The following is a 20,631-nucleotide window of genomic DNA, read 5'->3' as shown; positions in this document are numbered from 1 at the left end:
ACTACGCGGAGAAGGCTCCCGCCGAGGCCGGGCCCGCTCCTACCTTTCCGGGGCAAGCACTGACCCGGGAGGAACGAATGCGTGAGCGAGCGCAGCGAGTGAACCATCGAGAGGTGCCACCGGCGCGAAGCGCCCGCCGGGCGAAGCGAGGTGGGGAATGAGCACCCCGGCGATCGAGCTGACGGGCGCGACGAAACGCTTCCGCACCCCCTCCGGGGCGCTGCACACCGCCGTCCGCGATCTCGACCTGACCGTCGCCCAGGGCGAGTTCGTCGCCGTCGTCGGCCCGACCGGCTGCGGCAAGTCCACCACGCTGACCCTGGTCAGTGGCCTGGAGGAGCCCACCGAGGGCGACGTCCGGGTGTACGGCCGGCCCGTGCGCGGGATCGACCCCAAGGTCGGGTTCGTCTTCCAGCAGGACGCCGTCTTCCCCTGGCGCACCGTGCTGTCCAACGTCATGGCCGGGCCGCGCTTCCGCGGCGTGCCCGCCGCCGAGGCCAAGGAGCGGGCCCGGGACTGGCTGGGCCGGGTCGGCCTGGCCGCCTTCGAGGACCGCTACCCGCACCAGCTGTCCGGCGGCATGCGCAAGCGCGTCGCGCTCGCCCAGACCTTCGTCAACGACCCGACCATCCTGCTGATGGACGAGCCGTTCTCGGCGCTGGACGTGCAGACCCGTGCCCTGATGTCCGACCAGCTGCTGGAGCTGTGGGCCGGGACGGGCTCGTCGGTGGTCTTCGTCACCCACGACCTCGACGAGGCCATCGCGCTCGCCGACCGGGTCGTCGTGATGACGGCCGGGCCCGCGACCGTCAAGGAGATCTTCACCGTCGACCTGCCACGACCGCGCACCGTGGAGGCCGTCCGGCTGGAACCGAGGTTCGTCGAGCTGTACCGCGAGATCTGGGCCTCGCTCGGCGAAGAGGTGCGCATCACCCGGGAGAGAGGAGCGGGTCGTGCCGCTTGAGACCGCGTCCGAGACCGCCGCGACCGCGGCCGGGAAGTCCCCGGCCACCGGAACGCGCACCGAGGCCCGCGAACGGGCCGCCCGCAACCGGAAGTTGACCGTCCACACGGCCCGGGCCGCAGTGCTGGTCGCCTTCCTCGGGCTGTGGGAGGTGTGCGCCCGCACCGAGGTCATCGACCCGTTCAACTTCTCGCAGCCGTCGAAGATCTGGGACCAGATCTGGCAGTGGATCACCCACGGCACCGCCCAGGGCTCGCTCGGCGAGCAGATCGGCTACACCCTGTACGAGGCCCTCAGCGGCTGGGTGATCGGCGTGGTCTGCGGTGTGCTGCTGGGCATCGCGCTCGGCCGGGTCCGCTTCCTGGCCGATGTGTTCGGGCCGTACGTCAAGGTGCTCAACGCCATCCCGCGCATCGTGCTCGCCCCGATCTTCCTGATCTGGTTCGGCCTCGGCCCGGCCTCCAAGGTCGCCTCCGCGGTGGTGCTGGTGTTCTTCCCGGTGTTCTTCAACGCCTTCCAGGGCGCCCGCGAGGTGGACCGCAACCTGGTTGCCAACGCCCGCATCCTGGGCGCCGACAACCGCAAGGTCACCCTGCAGGTGGTCATCCCCGCCGCCACCACCTGGATCTTCACCAGCCTGCACGTCAGCTTCGGCTTCGCGCTGATCGGCGCGATCGTCGGCGAGTACATCGGCGCCACCAAGGGTCTGGGCCTGCTGGTCGCCGCCGCCCAGGGCACCTTCAACGCGGCCGGGGTGTACGCCGCCATGACCATCCTGGCGGTCGTCGCGCTGGTCACCGAGGGGTTGCTGACCTTCGCCGAGAAGAAGCTGTTCCGCTGGAAGCCGGCCGACGCCGGCGACGGCCGCTGACCGTCCCCGCCTGCCACGCGGCTGAACTCCCGCCGCCTGCCTGCCACTCGGCTGAACTCCCCGCCGCCGTCGGCAGAGCGGCTGAACTCCCCCCGCCCGTAAGAAGAGAGAGGCTCCCCCTGTGATGCGCAGATCAGCCGTCGCCGCCCTCGCCGCCGTCCTGCTCCTCCCGCTCTCCGCCTGTGCCAACGACGCCGCCAGCTCCGCCCACGGCGCCGCCGCCCCGGCCGGCAAGCAGGTCGACGGACCCAAGGTCAAGATCATGGTCGGCGGCCTGGACAAGGTCATCTACCTGCCCGCGATGCTCACCCAGCGGCTCGGTTACTTCGCCGACGCCGGTGTCAACGTCGAGCTGCTGACCGAGCCGGCCGGTGTCAACGCCACCACCGCGCTGCTGGCCGGCGACGTCCAGGGTGCCGTCGGCTTCTACGACCACACCATCGACCTGCAGGCCAAGGGCAAGCACGTCGAGTCCGTGGTGCAGTTCGCCCAGGCCCCCGGCGAGGTCGAACTGGTCTCCACCAAGCAGGCCGACGCCATCAAGTCCGGCGCCGACTTCAAGGGCAGGAAGCTCGGCGTCACCAGCATCGGCTCCTCCACCGACTTCCTCACCAAGTACCTCGCGGTCAAGAACGGCGCCTCCGTCAGCGACTTCAGCCCGATCGCCGTCGGCGCCGGCCAGACCTTCGTCGCCGCTCTCCAGCAGGGCAGCATCGACGCCGGGATGACCACCGACCCGACCGTCGCCAACGTCCTCGACAAGGGTCTCGGCAAGGTCCTCTACGACATGCGCACCCCCGAGGGCTCGCGCCAGGCGCTCGGCGGGCTCTACCCGTCGTCCTCGCTGTACATGAGCACCGAGTGGGTGGAGAAGAACAAGGACACCACCCAGAAGCTCGCCAACGCCTTCGTGAAGACCCTCAAGTGGATGTCCACCCACACCCCCGAGGAGATCGCCGCGCAGATGCCCGCCGACTACGCCCAGGGCGGGGCCGCGCAGTACGCGGCGGCGATCAAGTCCACCCTGCCGATGTTCACCACCGACGGGGTGATGCCCGCCGACGGGCCCAGGACCGTGCTCGCGGTGCTCGCCGCCTTCCACCCGGACGTCCAGGGCAAGGAGGGGACGATCGACCTGTCCCGGACGTACACCACGGAGTTCGTCGGCAAGGCCACCACCGGCTGATCCGGATCCCAGGATCCTCGGTCACCGGGTCACCGGTCACGGGTCACCTGATCATCGGGTCATCGGGTCATCGGGGCACCGGGTCATGGGATCCCCGGCCCGGCCGCGGTCCCGCGCTCACCCCCACGGGCGCGGGGCCGCTACACGCCCCGGACCGACAGCACGTCCATCCGTGACGGCGTCCCCGCCGCCTTGCCGCAGCTCTCCGGACGCGGCGGCTCGCTCACCGTCTCGATCACGTCCACCTCCCACGCCCGGCCGTCCCGGTGCACCACCCGCACCAGCCAGCGGCCCTCGCCGTCCGGCCGCTGGGCCACGGTCAGCGCGTCCACCCGGGTCTCGCCGGTCGCCAGCCGCACCGCGTGCTCGGCCGCCTGCCCCGGCCGCTCCCAGCCGGAGCAGCCCCGCGACCACTCCGGCACCATGTGCCCGGCCGCGGTCGCCGCCAGCACCTCCTTGGCGCTCTCCGGCGTCAGCCGCCCGTACGCGTAGCCGTACGGCAGCACCAGCATCGTGGGCGCGAAGCGGTGCCCGCCCAGGTGGGTCACCTCCCACACCTCGCTGTGCCCGGCCGCCGCCAGCTCCGCCGCGAGCGGACGGCCCAGCAGCGCGCAGCAGCGGTCCCGGCGGCCGTTGGTGCACACCAGCGCCATCGGGCCGCCGACGTGCTCCGCCCCGAAGCCCGTGTGGTCACCGGCGCCCAGCGCCGCGAAGTCCAGTTCCAGCAGCTCCGCCGGGTCCGCCACCTGGGCCCGGCGCACCCAGCCACGGCCCGGCACCGTGTGCGCGACGACCACCCCGTGCCGCGCCGTCGGCAGGCAGTCCGCGTGCCGGCCCGGCCGCCGGACCAGCGCCACCCGCACGCCCGTACCGGCCGTGGCGGCCTCCAGTGCCCGCCCGGTCGCCCGGTCGAGGTGGCTCTCGCCCAGTGCCTTCGCGCCCCACGGGCCGTTCTGCTCCACCAGCAGCCAGGTGGTCGCCACCGCGGCGGTCGCGGCCAGCGGCTCCGCAAGTTCACGCGAAAGGGTCGTACAGGTGCTCATCTAGGCAAGGCTACCCTCAGCGGTTCGTCCCGGCCCGGGGGCCTGCGAGGAGCCCGGAACCGCCCGGAACGGGAACCTCCGGGCAGGCCGGAGGGCGGGGCGCCCACGCGCACCCCGCCCTCCCGAACCCTTGCTACGCCGGGCCGGCGACCACCGCGATCGGAGTCGTCACCGGAGTGCCCGAGCCGTCCCGGCGCGGATCACGCTCCGGCAGGTCGACCGGCGCCCCCTTGGCGGTGGCGGCCCGGGCCGGGGCGGCACCGACCCAGGCGAACGCCAGGCCGTCCTCGCCGCGCAGGAAGCGCTGGCAGCGCACGCCACCGGTCGCCCGGCCCTTGCGCGGGTACTGCTCGAACGGGGTGACCTTCCAGGACGTCTGCTCGACACCCGACAGCGTGCCCGAAGCCGCCGCCACCGAGACCACCACCGCGTCCGCGGCCGGATCCACCGCCGTGAACGACAGCACCCGGGCGCCTTCCGCCAGCTTGACGCCCGCCATGCCACCCGCCGGACGGCCCTGCGGACGAACCTGGCCCGCCGGGTAGCGCAGCAGCTGCGCGTCCGAGGTGACGAAGACCAAGTCCTCCTCACCCGTGCGCAGTTCGACCGCGCCCACCAGCTCGTCGCCGTCCTTGAGGGCGATGACCTCGAACTCGTCCTTGTTCGCCGGCCACTCCGGCACCACCCGCTTCACCACACCCTGCACGGTGCCCAGCGCCAGCCCCGGCGAGGACTCGTCCAGCGTGGTCAGCGCCAGCACCCGCTCCCCGGGCTCCAGCCGCAGGAACTCGTTCACCGCGGCCCCGCCCGCCAGCGTCGGCGAAGGCGTCGGCGGCAGCGCCGGCAGGTCGATCACCGGCAGCCGCAGCACCCGGCCCGCCGACGTCACGACGCCCACGTCCGCCCGCGCCGTCGCCGGCACCGCCGACACGATCACGTCGTGCTTCGCCCGCTTCTCCGACAGCTCGAACGGCTCACCGTCGGCCGTCCGCGCCAGCAGCCCCGTCGAGGACAGCAGCACCCGGCACGGGTCGTCCGCGACCTCCAGCGGCACCGCCAGCGCCGCCGACGGAGCCGCCCCCGCCTCCAGCAGCACCGTCCGCCGCTCCGTCCCGAACTGCTTGGACACCGCGCCCAGTTCGGACGACACCACGCTGCGCAGCTTGCTGTCCGACTCCAGGATCTCGGTCAGCTCCGCGATCTCCGAGGTCAGCTTCGCCTTCTCCTGCTCCAGCTCCACCCGGTCGAACCTGGTCAGCCGGCGCAGCGGGGTGTCCAGGATGTACCCGGTCTGCGTCTCCGACAGCGAGAAGCGCTCCATCAGACGCTCCTTCGCCTGCTGGGCGTTGTCACTCGACCGGATGATCGCGATGACCTCGTCGATGTCGACCAGGGCCACCAGCAGACCCTCGACCAGGTGCAGCCGCTCCTCCCGCTTGCGGCGGCGGAAGTCACTGCGCCGGCGCACCACCGTGAACCGGTGGTCGACGTAGACCTCCAGCAGCTCCTTCAGGCCCAGGGTCAGCGGCTGCCCGTCCACCAGCGCCACGTTGTTGATGCCGAAGGTCTCCTCCATCGGCGTCAGCTTGTAGAGCTGCTCCAGCAGCGCCTCCGGCACGAAGCCGTTCTTCACCTCAATCACCAGCCGCAGCCCGTGCTCGCGGTCGGTCAGGTCCTTGACGTCCGCGATGCCCTGCAGCTTCTTCGCGTTGACCAGGTCCTTGATCTTCGAGATGACCTTCTCCGGGCCGACGTTGTACGGCAGCTCGGTCACCACGATGCCCTTGCGGCGCGCCGTCACCGATTCCACCGTCGCCGTCGCCCGGATCTTGAACGTGCCGCGGCCCGACTCGTACGCGTCCCGGATCCCCGACAGACCCACGATCCGCCCGCCCGTCGGCAGGTCCGGGCCGGGCACGAACCGCATCAGCGTGTCCAGGTCCGCGTTCGGGTGCTTGATCAGGTGCCGGGCCGCCGCCACCACCTCGGACAGGTTGTGCGGCGGCATGTTCGTCGCCATGCCCACCGCGATGCCCGTCGCGCCGTTCACCAGCAGGTTCGGGAACGCCGCCGGCAGCGCCAGCGGCTCCTGCTCGCTGCCGTCGTAGTTCGGCCCGAAGTCGACCGTGTCCTCGTGGATCGACTCCACCATCGCCATCGAGGCCGCCGTCAGCCGCGACTCCGTGTAGCGCATCGCCGCCGGCGGGTCGTCGTTGCCCAGCGAACCGAAGTTGCCGTGCCCGTCGATCAGCGGCAGCCGCATCGAGAACGGCTGCGCCATGCGCACCACCGAGTCGTAGATCGACGCGTCACCGTGCGGGTGAAGCCGACCCATCACCTCGCCCACCACACGGGCGCACTTCACGTGCGCGCGGTCCGGACGCAGGCCCATCTCGTTGGCCTGGTACAGGATCCGGCGGTGCACCGGCTTCAGACCGTCCCGCGCGTCCGGCAGCGCACGCGAGTAGATCACCGAGTAGGCGTACTCCAGGAAGGAGCCCTGCATCTCGTCCACGACGTCGACGTCGAGGATCCGCTCCTCGAAGTCTCCGGGCGGCGGGGTCTGCGAACTGCGGCGGGCCATCGCGGCGGGGCTCCCTTACGTGTCGCTGGCTGTGTCGTCGGTCGGTCGTCGGCCGTCGGTCAAATCGTCGGACGGACGTCGCCGTCCTGCTTCGCCGTCCTGCCGCCGCGACCCGTCAACCGGGCGCGGTCAACAGGGCGCGGCGCCCCCATTGTGGACCCTCGCGCCGACACTCCCGGTCAGCGGCCCTCTTCCGCCCCTGGCGAACGCCGCTTCCGCGCGGGCACGAACACGCTCCCCGCGCGTTGCACCACAATGGGGGACGCCACACGAACCCCGACATCGACGACGGGAAGGACCCGAGCGCATGGCCAACCCGGCCCCCGCCTCCAGCCGAGGCATCGCCATCACCGAGCACCGCCTGGCCAACGGCCTGCGCGTCGTCCTCTCCGAGGACCGCCTCACCCCGGTCGCCGCCGTCTGCCTCTGGTACGACGTGGGCTCCCGCCACGAGGTCAAGGGCCGCACCGGCCTGGCCCACCTCTTCGAGCACCTGATGTTCCAGGGCTCCGCCAACGTCTCCAACAACGGGCACTTCGAACTCGTCCAGGGCGCCGGCGGCTCGCTCAACGGCACCACCAGCTTCGAGCGCACCAACTACTACGAGACCATGCCCGCCCACCAGTTGGAGCTCGCCCTCTGGCTGGAGGCCGACCGGATGGGCTCCCTGCTCGCCGCGCTCGACGAGACGTCCATGGAGAACCAGCGCGCCGTCGTCAAGAACGAACGCCGCCAGCGCTACGACAACGTCCCGTACGGCACCGCCTTCGAGAAGCTCACCGCGCTCTCCTTCCCCGACGGCCACCCGTACCACCACACCCCCATCGGCTCCATGGCCGACCTCGACGCCGCCACCCTCGACGACGCCCGCGCGTTCTTCCGCACCTACTACGCGCCCAACAACGCCGTGCTGTCCATCGTCGGCGACATCGACCCCGAGCAGACCATCGCCTGGGTCGAGAAGTACTTCGGCTCCATCCCCGCCCACGACGGCAAGCAGCCCCCGCGCTCCGGCGAACTCCCCGACACCATCGGCCGCGAACTCCGCCAGAACCTCACCGAGGACGTCCCCTCCCGCGCCCTGATGGCCGCCTACCGCCTGCCCCAGGACGGCACCCGCGAGGCCGACGCCGCCGACCTCGCCCTCACCATCCTCGGCAGCGGCGAGTCCAGCCGCCTCTACAACCGGCTCGTCCGGCGCGACCGCACCGCCGTCGCCGCCGGCTTCGGCCTGCTGCGCCTGGCCGGCGCCCCCAGCCTCGGCTGGCTCGACGTCAAGACCTCCGGCGACGCCACCATCGCGCAGATCGACGCCGCCGTCGACGAGGAACTCGCCCGCTTCGCCGCCGAGGGCCCCACCGCCGAGGAACTGGAGCGCGCCCAGGCCCAGATCGAGCGCGAGTGGCTCGACCGGCTCACCACCGTCGCCGGCCGCGCCGACGAACTCTGCCGCTACGCCGTCCTGTTCGGCGACCCCAAGCTGCTCAACGAGGCCCTCCCCAAGGTGCTCGACGTCACCGCCGAAGAGGTCCAGGCCGTCGCCCAGGCCCGGCTCCACCCCGAAAACCGGGCCGTCCTCGTCTACGAGCCGACCGCGACCGCCGACGACGCTTCCGACGCCGCTTCCGAAGAGGAGGGTGCCGCCGTATGAGCACCGACTACGTCCCCGCGATGACCTTCCACCCCCAGCCCCGGCCCGGTACCCCCAGCCCGTGGGCGTTCCCCGCCCCCGAGCGCGCCGCCCTCGGCAACGGCATCACCGTCCTGCACTGCCACCGGCCCGGCCAGCAGCTGGTCGCCGTCGAGGTCCTCCTCGACGCCCCGCTCGCCGCCGAACCCGAGGGACTCGACGGCATCGCCGCCATCCTCGCCCGCGCCCTCAACGAGGGCACCGACACCCTCACCGCCGAGGAGTTCGCCGGCGAGCTCGAACGCGCCGGCGCCACCCTCGACGCCCACGCCGACCACCCCTGCATCCGGGTCGCCCTGGAGGTCCCGGCCTCCCGGCTCCAGCGCGGCCTCACCCTGCTCGCCGACGCCCTGCGCGCCCCGGCCCTGCCGGCCGAGGAGATCGAGCGCCTCGTCGCCAACCGCCTCGACGAGATCGTCCACGAGCAGGCCAACCCCGCCCGGCGCGCCGCCAAGGCCCTCTACGCCGAGCTCTTCGACGCCGCGGACCGCCTCTCCCGGCCCCGCAGCGGCACCGCCGACACCGTCAAGTCGATCGACCGCGCCGCCGTCAAGGCCTTCTACGACGCCCATGTGCGCCCCGCCACCACCACCGTCGTGGTGGTCGGCGACCTCACCGGCGTCGACCTGCCCGCCCTGCTGGAGAGCACCCTCGGCACCTGGACCGGCTCCGCCGCCGAGCCCTCCGTCCACGCCCCCGTCACCGGCGACGACCGCGGCCGCGTCGTCATCGTCGACCGGCCCGGCTCCGTCCAGACCCAGCTGCTGATCGGCCGGATCGGCCCCGACCGCCACGACCCGGTCTGGGCCGCCCAGATCCTCGGCACCTACTGCCTCGGCGGCACCCTCACCTCCCGCCTCGACCGCGTCCTGCGCGAGGAGAAGGGCTACACCTACGGCGTCCGCGCCTTCGCCCAGCCGCTGCGCTCCGCCGCCGACGGCAGCGGGCGCGCGCTGCTCGCCATCAGCGGCTCGGTGGACACCGCCTCCACCGCCCCCGCGCTCGCCGACACCTGGACCATCCTGCGCACCCTCGCCGCCGAGGGCCTCACCGACGCCGAGCGCGACGAGGCCGTGCAGTTCCTGGTCGGCGTCGCGCCGCTGAAGTACGAGACCGCGGGCTCGGTCGCCGGCACCCTGGCCGACCAGGTCGAGCAGCACCTCCCGGACGACTACCAGGCCGAGGTCTACCGGCAGCTGGCCGAACTGCCCACCGCGGCGGCCACCGAGGCCGTGGTCGCGGCCTTCCCGCCGGACCGCCTGGTCACCGTCCTGGTCGGCGACGCCGCCGAGATCGCGGACGACGTGCGGGCGCTCGGGATCGGTGAGGTCACCGTCATCAGCTGACGCCTGCGGTTGCTTCTCGTCCGGCCCGGTGGAGCCTGCCCGCTCCGCCGGGCCGGACGCGTATTTAAATCCGTTGCGGGTCCCGGTGGTTCCGTGGATAGATGTTCCCCGACGCACCACACGTGCGAACTGCGAACTGCGACGAACGAAGGGAGGCGGTCACCATGCGGGTCGAGCGAGAGATACGACGACGCTCCCCAAGGCCGTTCCTCCCCTGTTCCGCTCCGGCTGCCTGAGCGCACCCGCCCCTGAACTTCCCCGAGCCACGCCGGGATTCTTCGCGCGGCACCCCATTTCTCGTGAATTCCCCGACCCATGGAGGTCGTTCAACCATGACGTACACCGAAGTGCCCGGAATCCGGGTGCCGATCCGGATGTGGACCGACCCGGCGACGGTCGAGGGCGCGGCCCTGCAGCAGCTGCGCAACATCAGCTCCCTGCCCTGGCTGCACGGCCTCGCCGTGATGCCGGACGTCCACCTGGGCAAGGGCGCGACCGTCGGCTCCGTCATCGCCATGAAGGGCGCGGTCTGCCCGGCGGCGGTCGGCGTCGACATCGGCTGCGGGATGAGCGCGGTGAAGACCTCCCTCACCGCCAAGGACCTCCCGGACGACCTCTCCGGCCTGCGCAACAAGATCGAGCAGGCGATCCCGGTCGGCCGCGGCCTCCACACCGACCCGGTCGACCCGACGAAGCTGTACGGCTTCCGCGCGGCGGGCTGGGACGACTTCTGGCAGCGCTTCGACGGGGTGGCGGAGGAGGTCAAGTGGCGCCGCGAGCGGGCGATGCAGCAGATGGCGACGCTTGGTGGAGGAAATCATTTCATCGAACTGTGTGTCGATACGACTGACGCGGTCTGGCTGATGTTGCACTCCGGCTCCCGCAACATCGGCAAGGAGCTGGCGGAGCACCACATGGGCGTCGCCCGTTCGCTGTCGCACAACCAGGGCCTGGTCGACCGGGACCTGGCGGTCTTCCTCGCGAAGACCCCGGAGATGGCCGACTACCGCCAGGACCTTTTCTGGGCGCAGGAGTACGCGAAGCACAACCGCGCCCTGATGATGGCGCTCTTCCAGGACGTCGTCCGGCGCGAGTTCACCAAGGCGGGAGTCACCTTCGACGAGGTGATCAGCTGTCACCACAACTACGTCGCGGAGGAGCGCTACGACGGCGTCGACCTGCTGGTGACCCGCAAGGGCGCGATCCGGGCCGGCTCCGGCGACCTGGGGATCATCCCGGGTTCGATGGGGACGGGGTCCTACATCGTCCGCGGCCTGGGCAACGCGGCTTCGTTCAACTCCGCCTCGCACGGCGCCGGCCGGAAGATGAGCCGCAACGCCGCCAAGAAGCGGTTCACCACACGTGACCTGGCCGAGCAGACCGCGGGCGTGGAGTGCCGCAAGGACAGCGGCGTGGTGGACGAGATCCCGGGCGCCTACAAGTCCATCGAGAAGGTCATCGAGCAGCAGAAGGACCTGGTCGAGGTGGTCGCGCACCTCAAGCAGGTGGTCTGCGTCAAGGGCTGAGTCCAGGCCTCCCGAGGAGCGGATCGGGGTGCCGCCACGATGTGGCGACACCCCGATCGGGCAGTTGCCCGGGGTCAGGCGGCGGCGGGGAGCTCGTCGAGGCCCTCGGAGACGAGCTTGGCGAGGCGGTCGAGGGCGTCGTCGGCGTCGGGGGCGTCGGAGGCCAGGATGACCTCTTCGCCGCCCTGGGCGCCCAGGCCGAGAAGGCCGAGCATCGAGGCTGCGTTGACCGGGTTGCCGCCCGGCTTGGCGATGGTGATCGGCACGCCGGTGGCCGTAACGGCCCGGACGAAGATGGAGGCGGGACGGGCGTGCAGGCCCTCGGCCCAACCGATGGTGACGCGGCGCTCAGCCATGAGACGTGCCTTTCCGGTGAAGCTGGTCACGGCCGTGCTCGGGGGAGCGGGGGGAACGACCGTGTTGTCTAGACCAGTGTTGCACGCAGACAACCCCTTCCAGGCGCGGCGTTCGGGACTTGTGATTGTTTCTTTTCGGGGCATAAGGCCCGGCCAGTGGCCCTGTCCACCCTGCCGTGAGCACGCGCCCGGCGCCATTCGGCCCGTCGCCGGATAACCTGACGAATGTGGAAGACCCCGCGGTGGCGAACTCCGCGCAACCCGACTATCCGCAGCACTGGGAAGCCGACGTCCTGCTGCGCGACGGCGGCACGGCCCGGATCCGGCCGATCACTCCCGACGACGCCGGGCGGCTGGTCGAGTTCTACGAGCAGGTCTCGGACCAGTCCAAGTACTTCCGCTTCTTCGCCCCCTACCCGCGGCTGTCCGACAAGGACGTCCGCCGCTTCACCCACCACGACTTCGTGAACCGGGTCGGCCTCGCCGTCGTGGTCCGGGACCACTTCATCGCCACCGTGCGCTACGACCGGATCGATGCCGAGGGGCGCCCCTCCGAGCACGGCACCGACGCCGAGGTCGCCTTCCTGGTCCAGGACGCCCACCAGGGCCGCGGGGTCGCCTCCGCCCTGCTGGAGCACATCGCCGCGGTCGCCCAGGAGCGCGGCATCCGCCGCTTCCAGGCCGAGGTGCTGCCGGAGAACCGCAAGATGGTGAAGGTCTTCACCGACGCCGGTTACACCCAGCGCCGCAGCTTCGCCGACGGCGTGGTGCACCTGGAGTTCGACCTCGAACAGACCGACCGCTCGCTCGCCGTGATGCGCGCCCGCGAGCACCGCGCCGAGGCCCGCTCGGTGCAGCGGCTGCTGACCCCGCGCTCGGTGGCCGTGATCGGCGTCTCCCGCAACCCGCAGACCGTCGGCCGGGCCCTCCTGCGCGACCTGCTCGGCAGCTTCGACACCGAGTTCGGGAGCCGGTACGACCCCAAGCGGGCCCCGCGTGCCGTCTACGCGGTGAACCGCGGCGCCCCGCCCGGCACCGAGCTGGACGGCATCCCGGTGCACCGTTCGATTCTGGACATTCCCGGGCCGGTCGACCTCGCGGTGATCGCCGTTCCCGAGAGCGCCGTCCCGGCGGCCGTCGCCGAGTGCGGCGCGCACGGCGTGCAGGGCCTGGTGGTGGTCACCGCCGGCTACGCGGAGACCGGTCCGGAGGGCCGCGACCGCCAGCGCGCCCTGGTCCGCCAGGCCCGCGCGGCGGGGATGCGGGTGATCGGCCCGAACGCCTTCGGCCTGATCAACACCGACCCCGACCACCAGCTGAACGCCTCGCTCGCCCCCCACCTGCCCGACCGCGGCGGCTTCGGGATCTTCTGCCAGTCCGGGGCGATCGGTGTTGCCCTGCTGGAGTCCGCCCACCGGCGCGGCCTCGGCATCTCCTCCTTCGCCTCGGTCGGCAACCGCTCGGACGTGTCCGGTAACGACTTCCTGCAGTACTGGGCCGAGGACGACGCCACCGAGGTGGTGCTGCTCTACCTGGAGTCCTTCGGCAACCCCCGCAAGTTCACCCGGATCGCCCGCCGCCTGGCCACCGCCAAGCCGGTGGTGGTGGTCAAGGGCGCCCGCCACACCGGCAGCCTGCCGCCCGGCCACGCCGTCCCGGCCACCGCCACCGGCCTGCGCGACGCCACCGTCGACGCGCTGTTCGAGCAGGCCGGGGTGATCAGGGTGGCGACCATCACCGAGCTCTTCGACACCGGCGAGCTGCTCGCCCAGCAGCCGTTGCCGCCCGGCGACCGGGTCGCCGTGGTCGGCAACTCCGACTCGCTCGGCCTGCTCACCTACGACTCCTGCCTGAGCGCCGGGCTGCGCCCGTGCACTCCCGTCGACCTCACCACCGCCGCCACCGGCGAGAACTTCCGGATCGCCCTGGACGTCGCGCTCGGCGACCCGAACGTGGACGCGGTGATCGCCGTCGCCATCCCGCCGATCGGCACCTCCGCGCACGCCTTCATGGGCGGCCGACTGGCCGGCCCGGACGACCCGGAGATGGGCTCGGACGACCCGGAGATCGCCACCGCCCTGCTCGAAGCGGGCGAGCGCGCACGGGAGTTGGGCAAGCCCCTGGTGCTGGCCCACCTGGCCCTGACCGACCTGCCCAGCCGGCTGCGCCCCGGCGGCATCCCGGCCTACGCGGCGCCCGAGCGCGCCGTGCGCGCCCTCGCGCACGCTGTGCACTACGCGCAGTGGCGCCGCCGCACCGCCGAGGCGGAGGAGACGGCGCGCGTCCCCGAGCTGGACCGGATCGACGAGCCCGGCGCCCGCGCCCTGGTGGAGGCGGCGCTGAGCACCCGGGCCGCCGTCGCCGCGCGCACCCAGCCCGGCGGCGCCCGGATCACCCTGCCGGACACCGAGGCCCGGGCGCTGCTGGCCCGCTACGGCATCGACGTCTCGCCCACGCTGCCCGCCCCGGACGAGGAGGCCGCCGTCCGGGCCGCCGAGCAGCTCGGCTACCCGGTGGCCCTGAAGGCGACGGCCCCGCACCTGCGCCACCGCCCCGACCTGGGCAGCGTCCGGCTGGACCTCACCGGCGAGCCGGGCCTGCGCCGGGCCCACCGCGAGCTGGACGCCCTGCTCGGCGGCGCGGCCGGGGCCGAGCTGGTGGTGCAGCGGCTGGCCCCGCGCGGGGTGGACACCGTGATCGGGGCCACGGTCGACCCGGCGGTCGGCGCGATCCTCTCCTTCGGTCTGGCCGGGGCCCCGGCCGAACTGCTCGGCGACGTGGCCCACCGGCTCGTCCCGGCGACCGACCAGGACGTCGCCGGACTGATCCGCGAGGTGCGGGCGGCGCCGCTGCTGTTCGGCTGGCGCGGCGCCGAGGCGGTGGACACCGACGCCCTGGAGGAACTGCTGCTGCGGGTGTCGCAGCTGGTGGACGACGTCCCGGAGATCGCCTCGGTGGACCTCGAACCGGTGGTCGTGGCCCCGCACGGACTGGCGATCCTGGGAGCGCGGGTGCGGGTCGCGCCGCTGCCCGTCCGCAGCGATCTGGGCCCGCGCGCGATGAGCACGCTGTAACCTTCCTTGGTTGCGCCTGCCCGTTGGCGCTGATGTCCGAAGCTCGGCGCCGTGCCGCCCGCTTCGTCGGCGGACCATGCCAGGATGGAGTTATGGCGAAGACCGGTACCACCACCACTCAGGACCTGCGCTCGGCGATCGAGCGCAGCGGCTACTACCCGGCCCTGGTGTCCGAGGCGGTGGAGTCCGCGGTGGGCCCGGAGCCGATCAGCTCCTACCTGGTGCACCAGGAGACGACCTTCGACTCCAACGAGGTGCGCCGGCACGTGACGGTGCTGGTGCTGACCCCGACCCGGTTCGTGGTGAGCCACACCGACGAGCAGTCCGGTGACGCCGGCAGCCCCGCGGTGCCGTTCGCGACGACCTCGACGGAGAGCGTCCGGCTGGACCGGATCGGCTCGGTCGTGGTGAGCCGGATGGTGGCGAACCCGGAGACGTACACGCCCGGCACCCTGCCGCGCGAGGTGGTGCTGACGATCGGCTGGGGCGCGGTGCAGCGCCTGGACCTGGAGCCGGCCGGCTGCTCGGACCCGAACTGCGAGGCCGACCACGGCTACACCGGTTCGGCGACGGCCGACGACCTCTCGCTGCGGGTGAGCGAGGCCGGGGACGGCCCGGAGACGGTGGCCCAGGCCCTGGTGTTCGCCCGGGCGCTGTCCGACGCGACGATCGACAACGGCCCGCGGGTCTGAGCGCAGGCCGAACCCCGGCAGACGTCTGCCGCTTCCGTCCGCGTGCCCCTTCGCGCCCCCGCCCGCGTTTTCCGACCGCTACGAATCCGGTTCCATGTCCTTCGCACCCTCCGACGGCTACGACGCCTTCGAGATCCTCGACCCGGCCGCCGCCCCGGCGCCCCCGTACGGCAGCGGCTCGCTCTGCGACCTGCTGCCCTCGGTGGCGGCGGGCATGGGCGTCCCCGGGTTCACCGCGACGCTGCCCATCGCCCCGGCCGACCGGGCGGTGGTGTTCCTGGTGGACGGCCTGGGCTGGGAGCTGCTGCTGCGCCACCCCGAGTACGCGCCGTTCCTGTCCTCGCTGGCCGGGAGCTCGATGGGCGGCACCGGCCGTCCGCTGACCGCGGGCTTCCCGTCCACCACGGCGACCTCGCTGGCCTCGGTCGGCACCGGCACGCCGCCGGGCCTGCACGGCCTGGCCGGGTACACGGTGGCGGTTCCGGGCGCCGACTACCTGATGAACCAGCTGCGCTGGCAGCCGCACACCGACCCGCAGGCCTGGCAGCCGTACCCGACGGTCTTCGAGCAGACCCACCGGGCCGGGGTGGCGACCGCCCAGGTGTCCTCCCCGCTGTTCGCCCAGACCCCGCTGACCAGGGTGGCGCTGTCCGGCGGCAGCTTCCTGGGCCGCACCACCGGCGAGGAGCGGATGGACCTGGCCGCCTCCTGGCTGGCCGAGCACGACCGGGCGCTGGTGTACACGTACGTCAGTGAGCTGGACGGCGCGGGCCACCGGTTCGGCGTGGACTCCGACGAGTGGCGGATGACGCTGGACGCGGTGGACCGGCTGGCCCGCCGGCTGGCCGAGCAGCTGCCGCCGCGCTCGGCGATGTACGTGACCGCGGACCACGGCATGATCGACATCGCGCCCGAGGACCGGATCGACTTCGACGAGGACTGGGAGCTCGGCGCGGGAGTCGCCCTGCTCGGCGGTGAGGGCCGGGCCCGGCACGTGTACGCCGTGCCGGGTGCCGCGGCCGACGTGCACACGGTCTGGAGCGAGGTGCTGGGCGACCGGATGTGGGTGGCCTCTCGCGACGAGGCGATCGCGGCGGGCTGGTTCGGCCCGACCGTCGACGAGCGGGTGTACCGCCGGATCGGCGACGTGGTCGCCGCGGCACGCGACGACATCGCGGTCATCGCCTCCCGCAACGAGCCCGGCGAGTCCGCGATGATCGGGCTGCACGGCTCGATGACGCCGGTCGAGCAGTTCGTGCCGCTGCTCGAAGTCCGGGGCTGAGCCGGACCCTTGACCTCCCTGTGCCCGAACCCCCCTGATGTGAAAGGCCTTTGCCCCACCCATGGCTGAACTGGTGTTCTTCTCGGGCACGATGGACTGCGGCAAGTCGACGCTGGCGCTGCAGATGGACCACAACCACACCGCGCGCGGTCGGCAGGGCATCATCCTGACCCGCAACGACCGGGCCGGCGCGGCCACCCTCTCCAGCCGGCTGGGTCTGCAGGCCGCCGCGGTCGAGGTGACGGACGACTTCGACTTCCACGCGCACGTGGTGCACCGGCTCTCGGCCGGGGGCCGGGTGGACTACCTGATCTGCGACGAGGCCCAGTTCTTCGCCGCCGAGCAGGTCGACCAACTGGCCCGGGTGGTGGACGAGCTGGACATCGACGTCTACACCTTCGGCATCACCACCGACTTCCGCACCCGGCTGTTCCCGGGTTCGCAGCGGCTGATCGAGCTGGCCGACCGGGTGGAGGTGCTGCAGGTCGAGGCGCTGTGCTGGTGCGGCGCGCGGGCGACCCACAACGCCCGTACGGTCGGCGGGGTGATGGTGGTCGAGGGCGCCCAGGTGGTGGTCGGCGACATCTCGGTGAGCGAGGACGAGATCGGCTACGAGGTGCTGTGCCGCCGCCACCACCGCCGCCGACTGACCGCCGCGACCGCGCGCGTCTCGGTGCTCTCCCCGGACGTGCTGCCCTTCGAGGACCAGCAGGCGTAGGGCCCGTCCGCAGGAGGACGGGCCCCGCTCACGGAACCGTTGCTAGGCCGAGGCTTCGAGCACCGAGAAGTGCCCGCCCTGCGGGTCGGCCAGCCGGGCGGCGCGGCCGCGGTCGGTGTCGTGCGGTTCGACCAGGACGCGGCCGCCGAGTTCGACGGCGTGACGGGCGGTCAGCGCCGCGTTCCGGACCGCGAAGTGGGTGCGCCAGCGCGGCGGGTGGCCGCGCAGGTCGGCGTGGTGGCGGATGCCCGCGACCGGGCGCCCGTGCACCAGCAGGGCGGAGCCGCCGACGGCGGGCCGCACCGGCCGGTCGAGCACCGAGCCGTAGAAGGCGGCGGCGCCGTCGGCGTCCGGGGTGAGCAGTTCGGCCCAGGCGGGACCGCCGGGTTCCGTCCCGGCCTCCCGGCCGAGGTGCTCCTCGCCCTGCCAGAGGCCGAAGACGGCGCCGGAGACGTCGGAGGCGATGGCCATCCGTCCGGCCCGTTCGGCCTGCAGCGGGCCGACCGCGACGGTTCCGCCGCACTCGCGCACCAGTTGGGTAGTGCGGTCGGCGTCGTCCACGGCGAAGTAGGTGGTCCACTGCACCGGGAAGCCGGTGGCGGTGGGGACGCCGAGCCCGGCGACGGGTGCGCCGTCGAGCTCGGCCCGGACGTAGGCGCCGAGTTGGCCGGGCCCGGGGGAGTACGTCCAGCCGAGCAGTTCGCCGTAGAAGGCGCGGGCACCGGGCAGGTCGTGGGTCAGCAGGCTGACCCAGCAGGGCGTGCCCTGGGCCAGTCGGAGTTCCACCGCGGGCAATACGGGCCTCCTCACGGGTGGTTGGCGCACGGAAATCCGCGGGCGCGAGGGTGATGCTTCCACTCTGGGGCGCGCCCAACCCTCGACCCGCGCGGAAAGTCCGGCAAAGAGCGCACAAAGTGCGGTTGTTCGGGCGTGTCCTGCCGATTCCTGCCGGATCAGGACCCCGCAGCGGACCGCAGGGCTCTCGCCCCGAGGGCGCGCTGCGCGACAATGGCCGTCATGACGACCTTCAACGACGGTTCCCCGCTGATCTCCGCGGCCGAACTGGGGGAGGCGCTCGCCTCCGAGCGTCCGCCGGTACTGCTGGACGTGCGCTACCAGTTGGTCGGCGCCGCACCGGGCGGTCCGACCGCGGCCGAGGAGTACCGGGCCGGGCACCTGCCCGGTGCCCACTTCGTCGAGCTGGACCGGGACCTCGCGGCCCCGCCCGGCGCCCCCGGCCGGGGCGGCCGCCACCCGCTGCCGGACCCGGAGCAGTTCGGTGCGGCGATGCGCGGCTTCGGGGTGAGCGCCGGGCGGCCGGTCGTGGTGTACGACGGGGCGGCCTCGATGGCGGCGGCCCGGGCGTGGTGGCTGCTGCGCTGGGCCGGGCACCGGGACGTCCGGGTGCTGGACGGCGGTTTCGCCGCCTGGCAGGCGGCCGGGCTGCCGGTGACGCAGGAGCTGCCGGAGCCGGCGGAGGGCGACTTCAAGCCGGTGCCGGGGCAGTTGCCGACGGTCGACGCGGACGGCGCCGCGGACTGGGCGCGCGGCGATCTGCTGCTGGACGCCCGGTCGGGGGAGCGCTACCGGGGCGAGACCGAGCCGGTGGACCCGCGGGCCGGCCACATTCCGGGCGCGGTGTCGGCGCCGACCTCCGAGAACGTCCGCCCGGACGGGCGGTTCCGCCCGGCCGCCGAACTGCTGGCCCGGTTCCGGGCGTTCGGCGCGGGGGAGCGCAGGGCCGCGGTGTACTGCGGTTCGGGCGTGACGGCGGCGCACCAGATCCTGGCGATGGAGGTCGCGGGTCTGGACGCCACGCTGTACCCGGGCTCGTGGAGCGAGTGGTCGAGCGACGAGAGCCGCCCGGTGGCGGTGACCGGCCGGCCGGGCTGAGTCCGGACGCGTCGAAGGGGCGGGAGGCCGGGCCTCCCGCCCCTTCGACGTTCGTCGGGGACTACTCCTGCTTCTTGCGCCGGCTGCCGAAGACGATCTCGTCCCAGCTGGGCACGGTGGCCCGGCGGCCGGGCCGGACGCCGTCCGCCTCGGCCTGCCGGTCGGTGGTGCCGACCAGGCGCTCGCGGTGCGGGGCGACGGCGCGCGGCATCAGGATGTCGGCGTAGGCCGAACCCGCGCCGACCGCCGGGGCGGCGGCCGCGGCCGGCTCCTCGCTCTCCTCGGCGACCTCGGCGGGCACCGGTTCGATCGGGGTGGGGCCGCCGACGGCGAGGTCGCCGCGGAAGGCGGGGACCACGTCGAGCAGGCTGGTCAGCGAGTCCCGGCCCTCGGCGGTGGCCTCCCGCGACTCGCGGACCTCGCGGGCCGACATGATGCGGTCGGCGGAGGGCCGGTCGATCATCGGGCGGGGCGGCCGGTCCTGGGGGAGCCGGGCGATCCGCGGGATGAACGGGAAGACCGAGTCCTCCTCGCGCTCGACCGTCTCGCCGATCAGCGCGCGGGCCTCGTCGTCGTTGGGCTGGACCAGGCGCCGGGGCGGGTCGTACGTCCAGGACGCGCTGCGGCCCTCGCCGTCGGCACGGTAGGAGAGGATGACCTCCCAGGTGCCGTCGTCGCGCCGCCAGGAGTCCCAGCGCTCGGTGTCCTTCTCGGCGCCGCGCAGCGCGAGCCGCTCGGCCACGGCCTCGCCGAGCTGCGGTCCGGGGGACTCGCCGTTGCGGCGGATGGCGGTCTTGCGGGCGCGTTCGGCCATGAAGGCGCGCTCGGCGAGGACCGGTCCCTCGAAGCGGCGGACGCGGTCGACGGAGATGCCGGCGGCCTGGGCGACCTCCTCGGCGGAGGCACCGGCTCGTATCCGCGCCTGGATGTCCCGGGGGCGGAGGTGGCTCTCGACCTCGATCTCGATCTGGCCGAGGCGCGGCCGGTCGCCGCGGATGGCGGCGCGCAGCCGCTCGTCGATGGGGAGGGTGTACTCCGTGCTGTCGGCAGCCTTGAGCACCAGCCGTGTGCCGTCGTTGCTGACGGCCACAACCCGCAGTTCGGGCACGGTTACCTCCCGGGTGGTGCCTGCCGACGTCACCTGCGTCGCTGCTCCCGTACTGAGTGTGGCCTGCCCACTCGCGACTGGCCACAACCTTGCTGAGTTCCCCGGCGTGTCGGGCATACGCCCGGGCACACCAATGTGGCACGGTTGCCTTTTTGCCACGTCATGCGTCGACGTCGCGCCTGGGTGTCCCGGCCGTCTCGCACGCGGAGTGTTCGCGACGATCCGGGACCGGCGTCGCCGTGCGTGCCCGTTCAGTGGCTCTTCGTCAAGCTGTCGGTGTAGGCACAGTCGACAAGTC

Annotated in this window: 16 protein-coding genes; 11 read left to right on the top strand and 5 right to left on the bottom strand. The window is 72.9% G+C overall.

Annotated elements, in window-relative coordinates; genetic code table 11:
• The first annotated feature begins 157 nt into the window (after nucleotides 1-157).
• The 3 genes from ACZ6Z8_RS31865 (at nucleotide 158) to ACZ6Z8_RS31855 (ending at nucleotide 3,021) form a co-directional block, all read left to right on the top strand.
• The gene (locus tag ACZ6Z8_RS31865) at nucleotides 158-964 is read left to right on the top strand and encodes an ABC transporter ATP-binding protein (protein WP_402827381.1); all 807 of its coding nucleotides are present in this window, start codon (nucleotides 158-160) and stop codon (nucleotides 962-964) included.
• The gene (locus ACZ6Z8_RS31860; RefSeq protein WP_465613510.1) at nucleotides 954-1,835 is read left to right on the top strand and encodes an ABC transporter permease; all 882 of its coding nucleotides are present in this window, start codon (nucleotides 954-956) and stop codon (nucleotides 1,833-1,835) included. Before ACZ6Z8_RS31865 ends, ACZ6Z8_RS31860 begins: the two co-directional genes overlap by 11 nt.
• A 124-nt stretch (nucleotides 1,836-1,959) precedes the next feature.
• Nucleotides 1,960-3,021: an ABC transporter substrate-binding protein gene (locus ACZ6Z8_RS31855; protein WP_465613509.1), complete on the top strand. Its 1,062-nt coding sequence runs from the start codon at nucleotides 1,960-1,962 to the stop codon at nucleotides 3,019-3,021.
• A gap of 140 nt (nucleotides 3,022-3,161) precedes the next feature.
• On the opposite strand, the gene ACZ6Z8_RS31850 is transcribed toward ACZ6Z8_RS31855, so the two are convergent.
• Nucleotides 3,162-4,064, bottom strand: coding sequence for a sucrase ferredoxin (locus ACZ6Z8_RS31850; RefSeq protein WP_465613508.1), 903 nt, complete (start codon nucleotides 4,062-4,064; stop codon nucleotides 3,162-3,164).
• A 133-nt stretch (nucleotides 4,065-4,197) separates the two neighbouring features.
• Nucleotides 4,198-6,648, bottom strand: coding sequence for a DNA gyrase/topoisomerase IV subunit A (locus tag ACZ6Z8_RS31845; RefSeq protein WP_465613507.1), 2,451 nt, complete (start codon nucleotides 6,646-6,648; stop codon nucleotides 4,198-4,200).
• Nucleotides 6,649-6,955: 307 nt separating this feature from the next.
• On the opposite strand from ACZ6Z8_RS31845, the gene ACZ6Z8_RS31840 reads away from it, so the two are divergent.
• The 3 genes from ACZ6Z8_RS31840 (at nucleotide 6,956) to ACZ6Z8_RS31830 (ending at nucleotide 11,210) form a co-directional block, all read left to right on the top strand.
• Complete coding sequence (locus ACZ6Z8_RS31840; protein WP_465613506.1) at nucleotides 6,956-8,299, top strand: M16 family metallopeptidase; 1,344 nt, start codon at nucleotides 6,956-6,958, stop codon at nucleotides 8,297-8,299.
• Nucleotides 8,300-8,319: 20 nt separating this feature from the next.
• Nucleotides 8,320-9,684, top strand: coding sequence for a M16 family metallopeptidase (locus tag ACZ6Z8_RS31835; protein ID WP_465613565.1), 1,365 nt, complete (start codon nucleotides 8,320-8,322; stop codon nucleotides 9,682-9,684).
• A gap of 332 nt (nucleotides 9,685-10,016) precedes the next feature.
• On the top strand, nucleotides 10,017-11,210 hold the full coding sequence (locus ACZ6Z8_RS31830) for an RtcB family protein (RefSeq protein WP_465613505.1): 1,194 nt from the start codon (nucleotides 10,017-10,019) through the stop codon (nucleotides 11,208-11,210).
• Between the two features lie 74 nt (nucleotides 11,211-11,284).
• On the opposite strand, the gene ACZ6Z8_RS31825 is transcribed toward ACZ6Z8_RS31830, so the two are convergent.
• Entirely contained in the window at nucleotides 11,285-11,566 is a 282-nt protein-coding gene (locus ACZ6Z8_RS31825; RefSeq protein ID WP_396536559.1) for an HPr family phosphocarrier protein, read from the bottom strand.
• A 227-nt stretch (nucleotides 11,567-11,793) separates the two neighbouring features.
• Here ACZ6Z8_RS31825 and ACZ6Z8_RS31820 point away from each other — a divergent pair, with 227 nt between their 5' ends.
• The 4 genes from ACZ6Z8_RS31820 to ACZ6Z8_RS31805 all read left to right on the top strand — a co-directional run bounded on the left by ACZ6Z8_RS31820 (nucleotide 11,794) and on the right by ACZ6Z8_RS31805 (nucleotide 17,332).
• Nucleotides 11,794-14,640, top strand: coding sequence for a bifunctional acetate--CoA ligase family protein/GNAT family N-acetyltransferase (locus ACZ6Z8_RS31820; RefSeq protein ID WP_465613504.1), 2,847 nt, complete (start codon nucleotides 11,794-11,796; stop codon nucleotides 14,638-14,640).
• A 92-nt stretch (nucleotides 14,641-14,732) separates the two neighbouring features.
• On the top strand, nucleotides 14,733-15,332 hold the full coding sequence (locus ACZ6Z8_RS31815; protein WP_465613503.1) for a DUF5998 family protein: 600 nt from the start codon (nucleotides 14,733-14,735) through the stop codon (nucleotides 15,330-15,332).
• Nucleotides 15,333-15,426: 94 nt separating this feature from the next.
• On the top strand, nucleotides 15,427-16,614 hold the full coding sequence (locus ACZ6Z8_RS31810) for an alkaline phosphatase family protein (RefSeq protein WP_465613502.1): 1,188 nt from the start codon (nucleotides 15,427-15,429) through the stop codon (nucleotides 16,612-16,614).
• A 61-nt stretch (nucleotides 16,615-16,675) separates the two neighbouring features.
• Nucleotides 16,676-17,332 carry a thymidine kinase gene (locus tag ACZ6Z8_RS31805; RefSeq protein WP_465613501.1) on the top strand — a complete coding sequence of 219 codons (657 nt, stop codon included), beginning with the start codon at nucleotides 16,676-16,678 and terminating at the stop codon, nucleotides 17,330-17,332.
• Nucleotides 17,333-17,374: 42 nt separating this feature from the next.
• Here the strand turns inward: ACZ6Z8_RS31805 and ACZ6Z8_RS31800 are convergent, their stop codons facing one another.
• A complete protein-coding gene (locus ACZ6Z8_RS31800; protein WP_465613564.1) occupies nucleotides 17,375-18,118 on the bottom strand; it encodes a VOC family protein in 744 nt (247 codons plus the stop codon).
• Between the two features lie 231 nt (nucleotides 18,119-18,349).
• Between ACZ6Z8_RS31800 and ACZ6Z8_RS31795 the strand changes: the two genes are divergently transcribed.
• Nucleotides 18,350-19,225, top strand: a complete 876-nt coding sequence (locus ACZ6Z8_RS31795) for a sulfurtransferase (protein ID WP_465613500.1) — start codon at nucleotides 18,350-18,352, stop codon at nucleotides 19,223-19,225.
• Between the two features lie 61 nt (nucleotides 19,226-19,286).
• Here ACZ6Z8_RS31795 and sepH read toward each other — a convergent pair whose 3' ends face one another.
• A complete protein-coding gene (gene sepH, locus ACZ6Z8_RS31790) occupies nucleotides 19,287-20,366 on the bottom strand; it encodes a septation protein SepH (RefSeq protein WP_465613499.1) in 1,080 nt (359 codons plus the stop codon).
• Between the last annotated feature and the right edge of the window lie 265 nt (nucleotides 20,367-20,631).

The sequence above is a fragment of the Kitasatospora sp. NPDC101108 genome, from assembly GCF_055584725.1.
This window is presented reverse-complemented; position numbering and strand designations above follow the sequence as displayed.

Coding starts and splice junctions, on each gene's coding strand:
- ACZ6Z8_RS31845 (WP_465613507.1), bottom strand. CDS start 6,648: ATGGCCCGCCGCAGTTCGCAGACCCCGCCGCCCGGAGACTTCGAGGAG.
- ACZ6Z8_RS31810 (WP_465613502.1), top strand. CDS start 15,427: ATGTCCTTCGCACCCTCCGACGGCTACGACGCCTTCGAGATCCTCGAC.
- ACZ6Z8_RS31830 (WP_465613505.1), top strand. CDS start 10,017: ATGACGTACACCGAAGTGCCCGGAATCCGGGTGCCGATCCGGATGTGG.
- ACZ6Z8_RS31850 (WP_465613508.1), bottom strand. CDS start 4,064: ATGAGCACCTGTACGACCCTTTCGCGTGAACTTGCGGAGCCGCTGGCC.
- ACZ6Z8_RS31825 (WP_396536559.1), bottom strand. CDS start 11,566: ATGGCTGAGCGCCGCGTCACCATCGGTTGGGCCGAGGGCCTGCACGCC.
- ACZ6Z8_RS31805 (WP_465613501.1), top strand. CDS start 16,676: ATGGCTGAACTGGTGTTCTTCTCGGGCACGATGGACTGCGGCAAGTCG.
- ACZ6Z8_RS31855 (WP_465613509.1), top strand. CDS start 1,960: ATGCGCAGATCAGCCGTCGCCGCCCTCGCCGCCGTCCTGCTCCTCCCG.
- ACZ6Z8_RS31865 (WP_402827381.1), top strand. CDS start 158: ATGAGCACCCCGGCGATCGAGCTGACGGGCGCGACGAAACGCTTCCGC.
- ACZ6Z8_RS31840 (WP_465613506.1), top strand. CDS start 6,956: ATGGCCAACCCGGCCCCCGCCTCCAGCCGAGGCATCGCCATCACCGAG.
- ACZ6Z8_RS31795 (WP_465613500.1), top strand. CDS start 18,350: ATGACGACCTTCAACGACGGTTCCCCGCTGATCTCCGCGGCCGAACTG.
- ACZ6Z8_RS31835 (WP_465613565.1), top strand. CDS start 8,320: ATGACCTTCCACCCCCAGCCCCGGCCCGGTACCCCCAGCCCGTGGGCG.
- ACZ6Z8_RS31815 (WP_465613503.1), top strand. CDS start 14,733: ATGGCGAAGACCGGTACCACCACCACTCAGGACCTGCGCTCGGCGATC.